7 protein-coding genes, 2 rRNA genes and 5 pseudogenes are annotated in these 16,282 nt (G+C 62.1%); all 14 read right to left on the bottom strand.

The window, feature by feature from the left end; genetic code table 11:
• Positions 1-9 precede the first annotated feature (9 nt).
• Positions 10-2,025, bottom strand: coding sequence for a glycoside hydrolase family 3 N-terminal domain-containing protein (locus tag ACHMW6_RS09195; protein WP_395408565.1), 2,016 nt, complete (start codon positions 2,023-2,025; stop codon positions 10-12).
• The gene (locus ACHMW6_RS09190; RefSeq protein WP_395406811.1) at positions 1,907-2,464 is read right to left on the bottom strand and encodes a glycoside hydrolase family 3 N-terminal domain-containing protein; all 558 of its coding nucleotides are present in this window, start codon (positions 2,462-2,464) and stop codon (positions 1,907-1,909) included. The genes ACHMW6_RS09195 and ACHMW6_RS09190 overlap by 119 nt, the downstream gene beginning before the upstream one ends.
• Positions 2,461-2,754: a family 1 glycosylhydrolase gene (locus ACHMW6_RS09185; protein ID WP_395408564.1), complete on the bottom strand. Its 294-nt coding sequence runs from the start codon at positions 2,752-2,754 to the stop codon at positions 2,461-2,463. Before ACHMW6_RS09185 ends, ACHMW6_RS09190 begins: the two co-directional genes overlap by 4 nt.
• 76 nt (positions 2,755-2,830) lie before the next feature.
• Positions 2,831-3,835, bottom strand: a pseudogene (locus tag ACHMW6_RS09180) (family 1 glycosylhydrolase); the annotation flags it as partial.
• Between the two features lie 92 nt (positions 3,836-3,927).
• A pseudogene (locus tag ACHMW6_RS09175) lies at positions 3,928-4,963 on the bottom strand (LacI family DNA-binding transcriptional regulator).
• A 12-nt stretch (positions 4,964-4,975) separates the two neighbouring features.
• Positions 4,976-6,071: pseudogene (locus ACHMW6_RS09170) on the bottom strand (ABC transporter ATP-binding protein).
• A gap of 2 nt (positions 6,072-6,073) precedes the next feature.
• Positions 6,074-6,917: pseudogene (locus ACHMW6_RS09165) on the bottom strand (carbohydrate ABC transporter permease).
• A pseudogene (locus tag ACHMW6_RS09160) lies at positions 6,914-7,727 on the bottom strand (carbohydrate ABC transporter permease). The pseudogenes ACHMW6_RS09165 and ACHMW6_RS09160 overlap by 4 nt, the downstream one beginning before the upstream one ends.
• A gap of 26 nt (positions 7,728-7,753) precedes the next feature.
• Positions 7,754-8,053: a hypothetical protein gene (locus tag ACHMW6_RS09155; RefSeq protein WP_395406810.1), complete on the bottom strand. Its 300-nt coding sequence runs from the start codon at positions 8,051-8,053 to the stop codon at positions 7,754-7,756.
• Positions 8,032-8,991 carry an ABC transporter substrate-binding protein gene (locus ACHMW6_RS09150; protein WP_395406809.1) on the bottom strand — a complete coding sequence of 320 codons (960 nt, stop codon included), beginning with the start codon at positions 8,989-8,991 and terminating at the stop codon, positions 8,032-8,034. Before ACHMW6_RS09150 ends, ACHMW6_RS09155 begins: the two co-directional genes overlap by 22 nt.
• An 88-nt stretch (positions 8,992-9,079) precedes the next feature.
• Positions 9,080-11,698: a DUF6493 family protein gene (locus ACHMW6_RS09145; protein ID WP_395406808.1), complete on the bottom strand. Its 2,619-nt coding sequence runs from the start codon at positions 11,696-11,698 to the stop codon at positions 9,080-9,082.
• A complete protein-coding gene (locus tag ACHMW6_RS09140; protein ID WP_395406807.1) occupies positions 11,695-13,098 on the bottom strand; it encodes an SWIM zinc finger family protein in 1,404 nt (467 codons plus the stop codon). The genes ACHMW6_RS09145 and ACHMW6_RS09140 overlap by 4 nt, the downstream gene beginning before the upstream one ends.
• A gap of 87 nt (positions 13,099-13,185) precedes the next feature.
• A 5S ribosomal RNA gene (rrf, locus tag ACHMW6_RS09135) occupies positions 13,186-13,298 on the bottom strand.
• Positions 13,299-13,403: 105 nt separating this feature from the next.
• Positions 13,404-16,276: ribosomal RNA gene (locus tag ACHMW6_RS09130) — 23S ribosomal RNA — on the bottom strand.
• Between the last annotated feature and the right edge of the window lie 6 nt (positions 16,277-16,282).

Here is a 16,282-nt window from a genome sequence, read left to right as displayed (position 1 = left end):
GTGCTCTCCTTATTTCAGCCCTTCGCAGCGCACGAGGTCCGTGGCGCCGGCGACAATTTCGATATTCGCGAAGGACGCGGCAAAGGCGCCGTCGGCCGTCACGCTGAATGGCGTATCAACGCGCTCCGGCTGCACGCCGGCAAAGCAGGACAGCGGAATAGCCACATTCTGCTTGCCCTTGCCCGCCAGGCGCTGGAACAGCGCGGTGGCGTTGACGGCGCTGTCCTGCATGGCAATCGTGACCTTGCCCTGTGGCGCTGAGGACACGATGGTATCGAAGCGCAGCGCGCCGCCATTGGCAATCGCGGCCGGCAGGGCCAGCGGCTTGGCGCCCTTCGCCTCGAAGGTTGCCGGCGCGGTCCAGGTCACCAGCTTGGCATCCTGCTGGGTAATGATCTGGGACGTGGCCACCGTGATGCCCGGCAGGCCGTAGCTCGCGTTCAGGTCGGCCCCCAGTGCGGTACGCTCGCTGCCGCTGCGGATCGCCAGCGGGAAGCTGGCGCGGTCCGCCTGGCTATGCACCGGATAGCTGTTGCTCGCGCCGCAGCCGCCCGGCGCATAACTCGTATCAAGCTTGCCCAGTTTCGAGCGCTGCCCCGCACGCAGGCCATACCCGTAAGCGAATAAGGGCGCGTAATCGGCGTCGCCCACATTGAGCGGCGTCTGGCACGCCGACTTCGGCCAGGAGAAGGACAGCTTGCCCCTGAAGTCATACTTGCCGGCACCCGCCACCAGCAGGTCGGACACGCCCTTGCCCTCCGTGCCCGGCAGCCATGCGGCGATGAAGGTATCCGACAAGTTCAGCAGGTCATTGACGAACAGCGGCCGGCCGGACAGGAACACCGTCACCACCGGCTTGCCCTTCCCTGCCACCGCTTCCAGCACCGCCAGGTCCTCCGGATAACGGCTGCTGTGGCGCAGCGTGCCGGACGGGCCGATATCGCCGTCGCCCTCCGCATAAGGGCGCTCGCCGATCACCGCCACCACCACATCGAACTTGCCGACATCGACATCGTGCGCATCGGCGTTGAAGCTCACATTGCCCTCGCCTGCTGCGGCGCGCAGGCCGGCCAGGATGCTGTCCGCATGCGGGAAGTCGGCATTGGTATTGTCCGTGCCCTGCCAGGTCAGCGACCAGCCGCCGGTCTGGTTGGCCAGGTTATCCGCGCTCTTGCCGACCACGAGGATCTTCTTGCCGCGCGCCAGCGGCAGCGCCGGGCCTTCATTTTTCAGCAGCACCAGCGATTCGCGCACGGCGCGCCGCGCCAGATCGCGCGCCTGCAGCGCACCATCCTTGCCCGCATAGGCGTTCTGCGCCGGCGACTTGCCGAACAGGCCCATGCGCAGCTTGACGCGGATGATGCGGGTGACCGCATCGTCGATGCGCGCCATCGGGATCTCGCCGGACTTTACCTGCGCGATCGTATTGGTGATGAAGGCTTTCCAGTCATCGGGCACCATGATCATGTCCACGCCGGCATTGATCGACTGCGCGCAGCTGTCGTTGCGGCAGCCCGGCACTTCGCCGATGCCGTTCCAGTCGCTGATCACGAAGCCGTCGAAGCCCATCTTCGTTTTGAGCGCATCGGTCAGCATGGCGCGGCTGCCGTGCATCTTGCCGTAGTTGACGCCCGCCGCCTCGTCGTTCCAGCTGTTGAACGATGCCATTACAGTCTGGGCGCCTGCCGCGAGACCTTTGTAATAGCCGCGTGCGTGGATATTCATCATCTGTTCGGCGGTGGACTTGTTCACGCCGCGGTCCTTGCCCTGGTCGGTGCCGCCGTCGCCCATGAAGTGCTTGATGCTGGCTGCCACATTGGCCTGCAAGCCCCTTACATAAGGCCCGGCATAGCTTTCGACCAGTGCCGGATCTTCCGAGAAGCTTTCGTAAGTGCGGCCCCAGCGGTCATCGCGCACCACCGCGATGGTCGGACCGAAGACCCAGGCGATGCCGGTGGCCCGTACCGCCTTGCCGGTTGCCAGGCCGATTTCCTCCACCAGCTTCGGATCGCGCGCCGCACCCAGGCCGATATTGTGCGGAAACAGCGTGGCGCCGTAGACATTGCTGTTGCCGGTGGATCGCGTCGATACCCCAGATGACGGGCACCTTCACCGCCATATCGGTGGACATCGAAGCCTGGTGGTAGGCTTCCGCCAGGTCCAGCCAGTCCTTCGCGCTGGCGTGCTTGTTCCCGTTCGGCCAGCTGCCGCCGCCATTCAGCACCGAGCCGAGGTAGTAGCGCTTCACATCTTCCGGCTTGGCCGTCTTGATCTCGGGCTGGGTCATCTGGCCAATCTTCTGCTCCAGCGTCATCTTGCCGACGATTTCCTGCACGCGCTTTTCCAGCGCCTCATCGCGCTTGATGGCGCTTTGGATGTGCGGCCAGTCCTTGATTGGCGCTGCCGGTGTCGCTACCGCGGGCAGCGCGAGCGTCACTGCCAGCGCTAGGCTAAGTTTCTTCATTCTTGGTTCTCCGATTTCAGGAACGCGCGATACCATTTGCCGCTCTCTTTCAGTCGGCGTTCCTGGGTTTTATAGTCGATATGTACAAGGCCAAAGCGGCGCAGATAGCCCTCGGCCCATTCAAAGTTGTCCACCAGGCTCCAGGCGAAGTATCCTTTTACCGGCACGCCCGCCGCGATGGCTGCCTTCAACGCTTCGAGGTGGCGCATCAGGTAGTGCCGGCGCTCCACGTCGCGTACCTCCCCTTCCGGCGTAACGGTGTCCTCGTAGCAGGAGCCGTTTTCCGTAATGTAGATGGGGCCCCGGGCTGTATTCCTGCTGGATGCGTACCAGCAGCTCGGTCAGGCCTTCCGGCGCGACTTCCCAGCCCATGGCCGTGGTCTGCACGCCGTTCGGCGCCAGCACCCGCGCATCCAGCGGCTTGTGGCCAGGAGCGTTGGCAATGGTTTCGGGGAAGTAGTAGTTCAGTCCCATGAAATCAGTCTTTACCGCAATGGCTTCCATATCGCCGGCGTGCACCTCGGGTGCCCGCGGCATGCAGCCGGTCCAGCGTGGCGGCCGGATAGCCTTTGCCGAACAGCGGATCGAGGAACCAGCGGTAGCGCAGACCGTCGTGGCGCTCCGTGGCGGCCCAGTCTTCCGCACTGCCGCTGGCCGGCCGCACGGGGTGCAGGCTCAAGGCAATGCCGACACGCGCATCGGCCACATTCTCGCGGATCAGTGGCACGGCCTTGCCATGCGAGAGCAGCACGTGGTGGCAGACCTGCAGGGCTGCGCGCAGGTCCTGCTTGCCGGGTGCATGGATGCCTTCAAAATTACCGAGGATGGCCGTGCACCAGGGTTCATTGTGTGTGATCCAGTGCTGCATCCGGTCGCCCAGGCGGCGCGTCATCACGTCGGCGAATTCGAGGAAGCGGTCGACAGTCTCGCGCGACTCCCAGCCGCCGCGGTCCTGCAGGAACTGCGGCAAGTCCCAATGATAGAGCGTGGCCCATGGCTGCAGGCCGCGCTCCAGCATGCCGTCGATCAGGCGCGAGTAGAAGTCCAGCCCCTTCCCGTTCGGCTTGCCCCTGCTTCCGAAAAGATGCGCGGCCAGGCGATCGAGAAACGGTAGGCGTTCAGGCCCATGTCGCGGGCGATGTCGAAATCCTGCGGCCAGCGGTGGTAATGGTCGCAGGCCACAGAGCCATTGGACCCGTCGCGCACCTTCCCTGATGTGGCGGCGAACCTGTCCGAGATTGACTCGGCGCGGCCGTCAAGCGAGCCGGCGCCCTCGATCTGGTATGAGGATGTGGCGCAGCCCCACAGGAAATCGGAGGCGAACTCGCTGCGCGCAGGCGCCTGGGGTTCAGTGCGGTGTTGTGTCGTCATGTTCTCGGTTCAGCCAAATTGTCAAAAAGTGTGGAAAGGTTTCCAAATCGAGTGCAAAAAAAGGCGGCCAGCCTTTTGGGAAGCCGCTCACTTCATGCCGCCGCCTTGCGCTTCGTAGTGGCGCTGGCTTTTGCCAGCGATGCACGCAAGGTGACGGTTACGGGGAAGCTGCGAGTCACAGGCCGGCCCAGGTCGTAGCATTTGTTCAGCAGCGCGCTCAAACCGTTCATCGTCATCTCGCGCCACGGCATATGCACGGAAGTCAGGCGCGGTGCGGAGAATTCGGCGCTGGGCGTATCGTCGTAGCCGATCACGGAGAGGTCGTGCGGCACGCGGATGCCCGCCTCCTGGAAGTAGGACAAAGGCGCCCACCGCCATTTCATCGTTGGCGCAGAACAGCGCGGTGCAGCGGTGGCCCGACTCGACCAGCTCCTTCGCGGCGGCCCAGCCGCCGGCCGGCGAGAAGTCGCTCTCGGCCACCCACATCTTGTTGGTGTCGATGCCGTTCGCCTGCAATTCATCCATGAAGCCGTTGATGCGGGCCACGCTGTCCGGCAGGCGCGAAGGGCCTGCAATGACGGCGATTTCGCGGTGCTTGTGGTCCAGCAGCGCACGCGCGGCAAGACGGCCGCCCAGCGTGTGGTCCACGGTGAAGCATTGTTCGGGAATATCCGTGAACGGATGGTTCAGCGCGACGAGGCGGCTCTGGTGCGCGCCCAGCGCGGCAATGTCCTCGTCCTGCAGTGCGCCCGTCATGATGATCAGGCCATCGCAGCCGCGTTCGATCAGGAATTCGATGCCGTCCTTCGCCTGGCGGCGTTCGTCGCCCAGGCCCACGCCGAAGGCCACCACCATGTGCAGGCCGGCCGCGCGCAGCTCGGTATCGATGATCTGCAGGATGGGCGTATAGAAGGTGCCGCTCAAAACGGGGATGTAGACGCCGATCATGCGGCTGGTGCCGGACAGCAGCGAGCGCGCCGCGTGCGAGGGCCGGAAGCCCAGTTCGTCGATCGCCTTCCTGACCTTTTCGAGCGTGGCGGGCGACACCGAACCCTTGCCGCTGACTACGCGGGAGGCGGTTCCCAGTCCAACGCCCGCGAGGCGGGCAACGTCTTTGATAGTGGCCACGTTGTTCCTTGGTTAGTTCACGTCTACGAGACTCAGTCGAGAGGATACTTTAAGCGTGCTTTCCGATAAAGCCTTTCCGCTGTCCTGGTCGAACAGGCAGGCCCGGCGCGCATCGATCGCCAGCTGCACCGGCTCGCCTGGCGCAAAGTTGCGCGGCTCCTGCACGATGCAGGACAACTGGTGGCCGCCGCAATCCAGCCAGACCACCTGATGGCTGCCCATCGGCTCGGCCAGCGTTACGGTGGCCGCGAACGGCCCGCCTTCAACAATGGCGATATGCTCGGGGCGTACGCCCAGCACCGCCTTGCCCTGCCCCGGCGCCGCAACGCCCAGCGACAGCTTTCCGGCGCGGAAGCGGCCATGCCCTTCCAGTTCGCCGTGCACGAAGTTCATCGATGGCGCACCAAGGAAGCCCGCCACGAAACAGGTTGCCCGGCCGCTCGTACACTTCAGCCGGCGTGCCGATCTGCTGGATCTCGCCGCCGCGCATGACCACGATGCGCGTGGCCAGCGTCATCGCTTCCACCTGGTCGTGGGTCACGTAGATCATGGTGGAACCCAGGTTCTGGTGCAGCAGCTTCAGTTCACGCCGCAGTTCCGTGCGCAGCTTCGCATCGAGGTTGGAGAGCGGCTCGTCGAACAGATACACGCTGGCGTCGCGCGCCAGGGCGCGGCCGATGGCCACACGCTGCCGCTGGCCGCCGGAGAGCTGCGCCGGCTTGCGGCCCAGCAGGTCCTGCAGCTGCAGCATCTGCGCCACCCGTTCGATACGCTGCCTGATCTGCTCCTTCGGCATGCCTGCAATGCGCAGCCCGAAAGACATATTCTTTTCCACCGTCATGGTCGGATACAGCGCATAGGACTGGAATACCATGCCGATGCCCCGCTCGCTCGGATCGGTGCGCGACATGTCCCTGCCGCCGATTTCGACGGCGCCGCCGCTGGTCTCGATCAGGCCCGCGATGCTGTGCAGCAGGGTCGATTTGCCGCACCCGGAAGGCCCCAGCAGCACGAGGAACTCGCCCTCTTCCACCTGCAGGTCGAGATCGCGGATCACGTGATTTCCGCCCAGGTTGATGCTCAGATTACGCAAATGTACGTTCGACATTTTCAACCCTTCACAGCGCCGGCGGCGATGCCGCGTACAAACCAGCGGCCGGACAAGAAATAAATCGCCAATGGCACCAGCGCCGTGAGGATAGTGGCCGCCATGTTGACGTTATAAAGACGCGTTCCCGTCGTCGTATTGATCACATTATTCAGCTGCACCGTCATCGGCAGGTTATCGCGGCCCGCGAACACCAGGCCCAGGATGTAATCGTTCCATACGCCCGTGACCTGCATGATGGCCGCCACCACCAGCATGGGCAGGGAGGCAGGCAGCATCACATGCCAGAAGATGCGCCAGAAACCGCCGCCGTCGATGCGTGCCGCCTGGAACAGTTCATGCGGCAGCGAGGCGTAATAGTTGCGGAACAGGAGGGTCAGCACCGGCATGCCGAACACCAGGTGCACCAGCACGATGGCAGGCAGCGAGCCATACACTCGACGGGTGCCAGCATGCGCACCAGCGGATAATCATCACCTGGACCGGCACGAAAGCGCCCAGCAGCAGCACGGCAAACAGCAGGTCGGCCCCGCGCGGGCGCCAGAACGACAGCGCATAGCCATTCAGCGCACCCAGCGCAATTGGCAGGATGGTGCTCGGCACCGTAATGCGCACGGAGTTCCAGAAGCCGGCCTGCACGCCCTCGCAGGAAGCGCCGGTGCAGGCTTCGCTCCAGGCCGCGCGCCACGCCTCCAGCGTGGGTTGCAGCGGCATGGCGAACAGATGCCCCATGCGGATCTCGTCCATCGACTTCAGGGACGTCGTGATCATCACGTACAGCGGCAACATGAAGAACAGCGCGGCACTGAGCAGGAAGGCGTAGAGGCCGATGCGGGCGGGCTTCATGCGATCCTCCGGCGGCTGCGCGCATACGCGTATGGCGCCAGCAGGGCCAGCACCGTCAGCAAGAGGACTACGGCGCCCGCCGAAGCCAGGCCGATGTTCGCGCGCAGGAACAGGTGATCCATGATGAACTTGGCCGGCACTTCGCTGGCCGTGCCGGGCCCGCCCTGGGTCATGGACACGACCGCGTCATACAGCTTGACCACCATGGTCGCAAGCAGGATCAGCACCGTGCCCAATGTGGGACCGAGCATGGGCAGCACGATTGAAACGTAGACACGCCACACCGGCACGCCATCCAGCCGCGCAGCCTTCCAGATTTCCGGATCGATGCCGCGCAGGCCGGCCAGCATGAGGGCCATCACGAATCCTGAAGCCTGCCATACGGCCGCGATGACCACCGTGTAGATCACCAGGTCCTGATCGACCAGCCAGTCAAAGCCGGGAATGTCGCCCGGCGTGAAAATCCACTGCCACACCAGGCCCGTGGCGACGAAGGACATCGCATACGGATAAAAGGAACACCGTGCGCAGCGCCCCCTCCCCTGTGACCTGGCGGTCGATGCAGGCCGCCAGCAGGAAGCCGATGACCATGCAAGCGAGGATGAACAGCACGCCGAAGATGAGAAGATTATTCAGCGACAGCAGCCAGCGTTCATTGTTGAACAGGCGTTCGTACTGCGCCATGCCGACGAATTTGTTGCTGGCGATGCTGCGCGAATTGGTCAGCGACACGTAGAAGGTCCAGGCGAAAGCGCCCAGATAGGCCACGCACACTGTCGCCAGCATCGGCAGCAGCGCGAAATAAGGCATGAACTCGTCGTTGCAGCATCGGCGGCTCAGTTCCGCAGCGCGGCGGCCAGCGCTTTCTGCGCTTTTTCGACCGGCATGGACGTGTTCCAGTACGCCGTGATCGCATCCTGCAGCGCGCCATTCTGGTCGGGCGTCAGATACACCTCGGGTGCGCCGGCCAGACGGGTCTTGTCGCGCATGATGGCGGCGCCCGCACGCGAGCACGCATCGAGCGAACTGGTATCGAGGTCGGTGCGCGGCGGCAGCGAGCCTTTGAGCTTGTTGAAAGCGATCTGCGTGGCTGGAGCAACCAGGGTGCGCGCCATCAGCTTCTGTGCCTGCTGCACGCTGGCCTGCTCGGACTTCGGAAGACAAAGGCGTCGCCCTGCACCAGGTAAGGCACATTAGCACCGAGGCCCGCGATGCAGCCATAATCTTCGCCCGGCAGCTGCTTAGCGGCGGTGAATTCGCCTTTCGCCCAGTCGCCCATGATCTGCACGCCCGCCTTGCCGCTGACCAGCAGGGCCGTCGCATCGTTCCAGTTGCGGCCAGGCGCATTCGGGTCCACATAGGATTGCATGCGCTTGTAGGCCAGCAGCACCTTGCGCATCGCTTCGGAATTGATCGCCTTCTGGTCGCGGTCGCGCATCACCTGCAGGTACAGCTGCTTGCCGCCGACATTCGCCAGGATGCCCGCGAACAGTACGTTTTCCTGCCAGGCCTGGCCGCCGTGGGCCAGCGGGATCAGGCCGGCGGCTTTCAGCTTGTCGAGCGCCGCAAACAGTTCGTCCATGGTCGCGGGCTCTTTCGTGATGCCCGCTTTCCTGAAGGCGGCCTTGGAGTACCAGATCCAGGTCTGCATATGGATGTCCAGCGGCAGCGCATAGTAATGGCCATCGACCTTGATGACACGGGCAATCGGCTCGGGCAGCGTGCGGTCCCAGTCCTGCTGTCTGGCGATGTCGTCGAGCGGCATCAGCATGTCCTGCTCCACGACGTCGAGGAACTGCTTGGAGATATTGAATTGCGCCGCCGCCGGCGCCTTGCCGCCAACCAGGCGGTTCAGCGTGACGGCGCGAGCCTGGTCGCCGCCGGCGATGGCCGTGTCGATCCAGTTGCCGCCGGCAGCGCGGTAGGCGCCGGCCAGCTGCTTGACGGCAGCCGATTCGCCGCCCGATGTCCACCAGTGTATGACTTCGGCGCTCGGCGCCGCGCCAACATTGCCGGCGCCGGCATAGGCCACGCCGGCCGCGCAGAACACCAGGCCGCAGGCAATCTTGAACATCCCGTCTCCTTGATTTTCCGGCACGTTTTGGAAACGTTACCATTTTCTATGCTGACTATAGCATCGGCGATTTTACGATGTCAACACATTAAGCATGGCGTCCCTGATCACCTTCCCTTTTCCTGTCAATTCCAGCGCCTGCAGCGCCTCTATCGCTCGACCGTCGGGCCGCAGGCGGTGCTGCAACATCAGTTCCTGCATCAACTGCAGCAGCTTTGCCATATCGCGCACCGGCGCACGGCACAGTATACCCAGCACGCTCAGCACCACGGAAGCCATTGCGAGATCTGCGTTCGCCGCCGACGCCAGGCTCGCTGCCAGCCGTCCACTGAAAAAGAAGGCGGGATTGAGCTGCAGCAGTGCGCGCCCCAGCTCCTCCGCCTCCAGCCGGCCTCCCAGGCTGCCGCAGACGAAAGCATCCACCGCCAGCGCCTGGCGGCCGGGGCTCTTTTTCCATCAGGCCCAGAGCCAGCAACAGCGTAGCGGCGGACGTCATTTTTGTGACCGGCTCGCCCAGCAGGCGGAAATAGGCAGCATGATGCCAGCGCGCCTCCGCATACTGCACATTCATCGCCACGTCCGGCAATGCCTCCGCATACATGGCTTCCTGGCTGGATGGGAACAGCGAGGCGCCGAACATGACCAGCGAGTGGGAGCCCTGCCAGAAGTCCTGATAGCGGAATGGCGCCAGCAGCTCGCTGGTCACAGGTACCGGCGGCGGCACCACCTCGCGTTTCGCGCGGTAATAGTCGCTATATTGGGACTGGACGAATTCGCTGCGCAGATGCGGCACCGCTGCCATCGCACCATCCGGCACGCCGGCGCCAAACATCGTCAGGGCGATCGGATCGTCATCGTGCGGATAGCGTATACGCGCCGCCGCCAGGCATAAGGCTTCCACCGGCTGCTGCGGCCAGTCGCCGCCCAGCGCATAGCACAGCGCCCGGGAGAACGGCGTGGCCGGCAGCGCTTCGGCGGTCGCCAGCACGCTCCCGCCCTGCCCCGGCGCAAGACGCAGCAGCGCCCGCACTTGCGCACGCAGCGGCAGCTCCGCAACGGCTGGCCCCAGCACTGCGGCCCGCTGCACCAGCGTGACCGCATCAATGAAACCGCCGCGATGGGTTGCCGTGTCCAACGGTACGCTGCCGGCACCGGCTATCACATCGTCAATGCGCTCCGCCAGAACGCCGGCCGCGCCCTTGCCTTCCCATGGGCTTTCTCGCTGCTCCCCGGTCACAAGAGCCAGCAACAGCCGCGCGAACTCATACGACACGGCGCCCTTGTATTCCCAGCGGTCGTGCTTCAGTTTGCGCGCCCTTTTCAGCAAGGGTGCGAACCGCGCCGCTGCATCCGGTGCGAATGGCGCCGCAGCTGCCAGTGCGCCGATGGCAATTTCCAGCAAGTCGAGATCCGACTCGTCTTCCAGCAAGCGCGCACAAATGGCAATGAGGTCGTCCAGCGTGGCCGGCGCCGCCAGCGCGCGTGCGGGATCGACTGGAGTCGCGGGTTCGGCGCGCGGCGGCAGCGCAATGTCGCGCCATACCGGCCCGTCCGCAGGCTGCGTGTCGCCCAACAGCTGTTCGAATTGCGGACGCACGCTGGCGGCCACGAAAGGCAGCATGTCCGCAGCCGCATCGCGTGCCGGCGCGTCCAGCCCCCACTGCGCAAGGCGCGTGACGATCGCCATTTGTACTTCCGGCTCCGGATGCTGCAAGCCGCTCAATGCGATGTGCGCCGCCTCGTGCCGCAACCTGCCATCGCGCTTGACCAGCGCATCGAGCAGCTTCAAGGCGCCGGTAATCTGCGCCTTGACGGCGGAAAGCATCACCGGCAGCAGTCCATCCATCACGTCCCGCGCCTCAAGCCTGGGCGCCAGCTTGCCGACGGCTTTCAGGGCCAGCGTTACGGTGGGCGGAATCCGGCTGTGCAGCAGGCCAAGGTAGCGCTGGCTGTGAACGTCCATCTCGTCCACCGTCGGCGCCAGCATGTCGTGGAAGCGCGAAAACCAGCCGGCGCGGAACTGTGGCCAGTCCTGCTCCAGCGTGTCGAGGCATGACGCCAGCAATGAGGCGCGATCGAGCACACCATCGTCGCAAAGCCGCAGCAGGTTCCACGCCCACGTCCTTTCCTCACCGCCGCTGTATTTATCAATTGCAGACAGGTTGTCCTCGCCCGTGCCCTGCACCTCGAACAGCAACGGCAGCACAGGCTTCAGCTCTTCAGCATGCAGCACGAGATACTCGCGCAGGCTGCGCACCATGCGCGGCAAAGCGATCAGCCGCAATACCGCTTCTTCGTCCATCGTGAATTCCGACAAGCCTTCACGGGCCAGCGCAAGCGACGCGGCGATATTCGCAAACGCGGACTCCTTCGCCAGGCCGTCCAGGCTGCGCGGCATGAAGCGGCGTGCCACCTCGACCAGGCGCCGCGCAGGCAACCGGTATTTCGCGGCGTCGTGCGCTGTGCCGCATACCACCATCGCCACTGCTACAGCATCGCGCTGGCCGTCCGTTGTGCGCATGCCCCAGCTGGCATGCACGGCTTCGCGGTCGTACCACCAATACTTCATCAAGTCAGCCACGGTTGACAGGCGCTCTGTCAATGCTTCGCGCTCCTGCACATCCATCCGCTCCAGCGCATTCAGCACGCCCTCGCCGTCGCCCGCATGGATCAGCGTTTCCAGCGCATTCTTCGGAACAAAGCTCATCGGAACGCCTCCGCGGCCAGCACATGTTTGCAGGGACCGCGGGCGCCCTGATGCTTGCCAAACCACGGACAGGTGCAGTGCAACAGATCATCAACTGCGCGCACACGATGCACGGTGCCGCCGCTGGCAACCGTCGCTTCCAGCGGCTGTTCGCGAATGATGCTGACAGCGCCCTGCTCCAGCAGTTCCCGCGCGGAAGCGAGCCGCGGATTCAGGTCTTCCACGAGACTCAGATCAAAAGGAAGCACGCGGTGGAAGTAGCGGCCCTCTGCCACGTCGAACCCCACCAGGCCTGTCGCGCCCAGCACATGTAGCGCATCCCTTACGTCGCCCGGCTGCAGGCCGAGATCACACGAGATCGCACCAGGGTCCAGGGCATCCTGCCAGTTCAATTGCGCGCGTACCGATGACAGGGCCGGCGACGCGGAAGCACGCAGCAGCGCGCGCAATGCCTGGCCTTCGCCCGAGAAGCCGCGCCAGGTCTCGGCGCTCAGCGCCAGTGTCAATCGCATCGCGCCGAAATCCAGCAGCCACGCGCTGGATTGCTGGGCATCGTCGGCATAAAGGGAGACTGATTTCGCCTTCGGCGCCAACACTTCCAGTACACGCAGGCGGGAGCTGTCCGTCATGCGCACGCCATCATCGGAGCGGCGCGCGGTGGTGCGCAGGCCGGAGGGAGACGGTACGATCCACAATGGCTCCCGTCCATTCGCGTTGCGCGGCAAGGAGCGCAGGAAGCGCAAGGCTTCCACGCCGTTCATCGTGTGCCGCAGACGCATACCGGCCTGGTAGGACTGCACCTCCAGCATGCCGCGCAGCCAGCGCAGCGGCAGCTCGACCTTCGTTTCAGTCACCTGATCCCTGGCCGAGCGCAGTGTCACCGCGTCGGCGCCGACAGATAAATCCAGTCCGTCGGCATCACGCAATCGCGCCAGGGCGGCGCGCATGGGTGCGTTGAAGTCGACGTTGGTAGTCCCCTTACGCACGACTTGGCCATCGTAGGCATCGCGAAGGAAGTCGGCACGGATGTAGGCGCTGCAGCAGCCGGAAAATCCTTCGAATCTAAGTTGCCCTTCGCCGCAGGTCACGACCGGATCGGCCAGGCGCAGCACCTTGGCCAGGGAGTTCGCAGGCACGAAGAAGCGGGATCCGACGATCAGGTGGACGGCGGTCAGCAGCTCGGACGCAAGCCGCGGCTGGCGCAGTTGGCCCTCGAAGAAGTGAGGCTGCTCGTCGGCGTTCGACGTCGCCAGCATCAGGCGCGGGCGGGCCTCGTCCGAGAGCGCGGACGCGAACGCGTAACGATAGGCATGGCTGAGCGCAGTCATGCCAGCAATATAAACCAAAACCCACGGCACAAAAGCAGGTGTCTGCCACGATGTGGCAGACACCAGGTTCACGCCGTGGGTTCTGAGAATGCAAAAAGCCCGCCGAGCGCTTTCCGAGACCCCATCTCGGAAAGCCCTGGCGGGCTTTTCTAATAACTAGCCTGACGATAACCTACTTTCACACTGGTTGCAGCACTATCATCGGCGCAAAGTCGTTTCACGGTCCTGTTCGGGATGGGAAGGGGTGGGACCGACTTGCTATGGTCATCAGGCATAACTTGTACGCATGTCGCCGCGCACTGCGGCGTCACACTGAATCTGGAAGAAGTAAGTTGGGTATCTCAAACACGGTAAGTGCGTATAACCGGCAAGGTTATAGGGACAAGCCGTACGGGCAATTAGTATCAGTTAGCTTAATGCATTACTGCACTTCCACACCTGACCTATCAACGTCCTGGTCTCGAACGACCCTTCAAGGAGCTCAAGGCTCCGGGAAATCTCATCTTAAGGCAAGTTTCCCGCTTAGATGCTTTCAGCGGTTATCTCTTCCGAACTTAGCTACCCGGCAATGCCACTGGCGTGACAACCGGTACACCAGAGGTTCGTCCACTCCGGTCCTCTCGTACTAGGAGCAGCCCCCTTCAAATTTCCAACGCCCACGGCAGATAGGGACCAAACTGTCTCACGACGTTTTAAACCCAGCTCACGTACCACTTTAAATGGCGAACAGCCATACCCTTGGGACCGGCTACAGCCCCAGGATGTGATGAGCCGACATCGAGGTGCCAAACTCCCCCGTCGATATGAACTCTTGGGAGGAATCAGCCTGTTATCCCCAGAGTACCTTTTATCCGTTGAGCGATGGCCCTTCCATACAGAACCACCGGATCACTATGTCCTACTTTCGTACCTGCTCGACTTGTCGGTCTCGCAGTTAAGCACGCTTATGCCATTGCACTATTAGCACGATGTCCGACCGTACCTAGCGTACCTTCGAACTCCTCCGTTACACTTTAGGAGGAGACCGCCCCAGTCAAACTGCCTACCATGCACTGTCCCCGATCCGGATTACGGACCAAGGTTAGAACCTCAAACAAACCAGGGTGGTATTTCAAGGTTGGCTCCACGAGAACTGGCGTCCCCGCTTCAAAGCCTCCCACCTATCCTACACAGATTGGTTCAAAGTCCAATGCAAAGCTACAGTAAAGGTTCATGGGGTCTTTCCGTCTAGCCGCGGGTAGATTGCATCATCACAAACACTTCAACTTCGCTGAGTCTCGGGAGGAGACAGTGTGGCCATCGTTACGCCATTCGTGCAGGTCGGAACTTACCCGACAAGGAATTTCGCTACCTTAGGACCGTTATAGTTACGGCCGCCGTTTACTGGGACTTCAATCAAGAGCTTGCACCCCATCATTTAATCTTCCAGCACCGGGCAGGCGTCACACCCTATACGTCCACTTTCGTGTTTGCAGAGTGCTGTGTTTTTATTAAACAGTCGCAGCCACCAGTTTATTGCAACCCTTTCGCCCTTCCACAGTAAAGTGGTCAAGCTACCGGGGCGTACCTTTTCCCGAAGTTACGGTACCAATTTGCCGAGTTCCTTCTCCCGAGTTCTCTCAAGCGCCTTAGAATACTCATCTCGCCCACCTGTGTCGGTTTGCGGTACGGTCTCGTATGACTGAAGCTTAGAGGCTTTTCTTGGAACCACTTCCGATTGCTTCGCGCTACAAGAGCGCTCGTCCCAGTCCCTTGGATTACGTACCCGGATTTGCCTAAGTACCTCCTATGAACCAGAAACTAGCTATTCCAACAGCTAGACAACCTTCCGCGATCCGTCCCCCCATCGCATCATACGACGGTGCAGGAATATTAACCTGCTTCCCATCAGCTACGCATCTCTGCCTCGCCTTAGGGGCCGACTCACCCTGCTCCGATGAACGTTGAACAGGAAACCTTGGGCTTACGGCGTGCGGGCTTTTCACCCGCATTATCGCTACTCATGTCAGCATTCGCACTTCTGATACCTCCAGCAGCCTTTACAAGCCACCTTCGCAGGCTTACAGAACGCTCTCCTACCATATCCTTGCGGATATCCGCAGCTTCGGTGACTGGCTTAGCCCCGTTACATCTTCCGCGCAGGACGACTCGATCAGTGAGCTATTACGCTTTCTTTAAATGATGGCTGCTTCTAAGCCAACATCCTGACTGTTTTAGCCTTCCCACTTCGTTTTCCACTTAGCCAATCTTTGGGACCTTAGCTGGCGGTCTGGGTTGTTTCCCTCTTGACGCCGGACGTTAGCACCCGACGTCTGTCTCCCAAGCTCGCACTCACCGGTATTCGGAGTTTGCAATGGTTTGGTAAGTCGCGATGACCCCCTAGCCATAACAGTGCTCTACCCCCGGTGGTGATACTTGAGGCACTACCTAAATAGTTTTCGGAGAGAACCAGCTATTTCCAAGTTTGTTTAGCCTTTCACCCCTATCCACAGCTCATCCCCTAATTTTTCAACATTAGTGGGTTCGGTCCTCCAGTGCGTGTTACCGCACCTTCAACCTGGCCATGGATAGATCACTTGGTTTCGGGTCTACACCCAGCGACTGGCGCCCTGTTCGGACTCGATTTCTCTACGGCTCCCCTATCTGGTTAACCTCGCCACTGAATGTAAGTCGCTGACCCATTATACAAAAGGTACGCCGTCACCCCTTGCGAGGCTCCGACTGTTTGTATGCACACGGTTTCAGGATCTATTTCACTCCCCTCCCGGGGTTCTTTTCGCCTTTCCCTCACGGTACTGGTTCACTATCGGTCGATTACGAGTATTTAGCCTTGGAGGATGGTCCCCCCATCTTCAGACAGGATTTCTCGTGTCCCGCCCTACTTGTCGTACGCTTAGTACCACCGCTTGAATTTCGTGTACGGGGCTATCACCCGCTATGGCGCCAATTTCCAGTGGCTTCCACTATCCAAACGACTATCACGTACAGGCTCTTCCCATTTCGCTCGCCACTACTTTGGGAATCTCGGTTGATTTCTTTTCCTGCAGCTACTTAGATGTTTCAGTTCGCCGCGTTCGCTTCGTATTCCTATGTATTCAGAATACGATGACCTATAAGGCCGGGTTTCCCCATTCGGAAATCTTCGGATCAAAGCTTGTTTGTCAGCTCCCCGAAGCTTATCGCAGACTTCTACGTCCTTCATCGCCTGTAATCGCCAAGGCATCCGCCATGTGCACTTAGTCACTTGTCCCTATAA

The organism is Pseudoduganella sp. UC29_106 (assembly GCF_044055365.1).
Taxonomy (GTDB): Bacteria; Pseudomonadota; Gammaproteobacteria; order Burkholderiales; family Burkholderiaceae_D; genus Rugamonas.
This window is presented reverse-complemented; position numbering and strand designations above follow the sequence as displayed.

Excerpts from the sequence above, each read along its gene's own strand:
- ACHMW6_RS09190 (WP_395406811.1), bottom strand. The coding sequence starts at position 2,464 with ATGAAGAAACTTAGCCTAGCGCTGGCAGTGACGCTCGCGCTGCCCGCG.
- ACHMW6_RS09150 (WP_395406809.1), bottom strand. The coding sequence starts at position 8,991 with ATGTTCAAGATTGCCTGCGGCCTGGTGTTCTGCGCGGCCGGCGTGGCC.
- ACHMW6_RS09145 (WP_395406808.1), bottom strand. The coding sequence starts at position 11,698 with ATGAGCTTTGTTCCGAAGAATGCGCTGGAAACGCTGATCCATGCGGGC.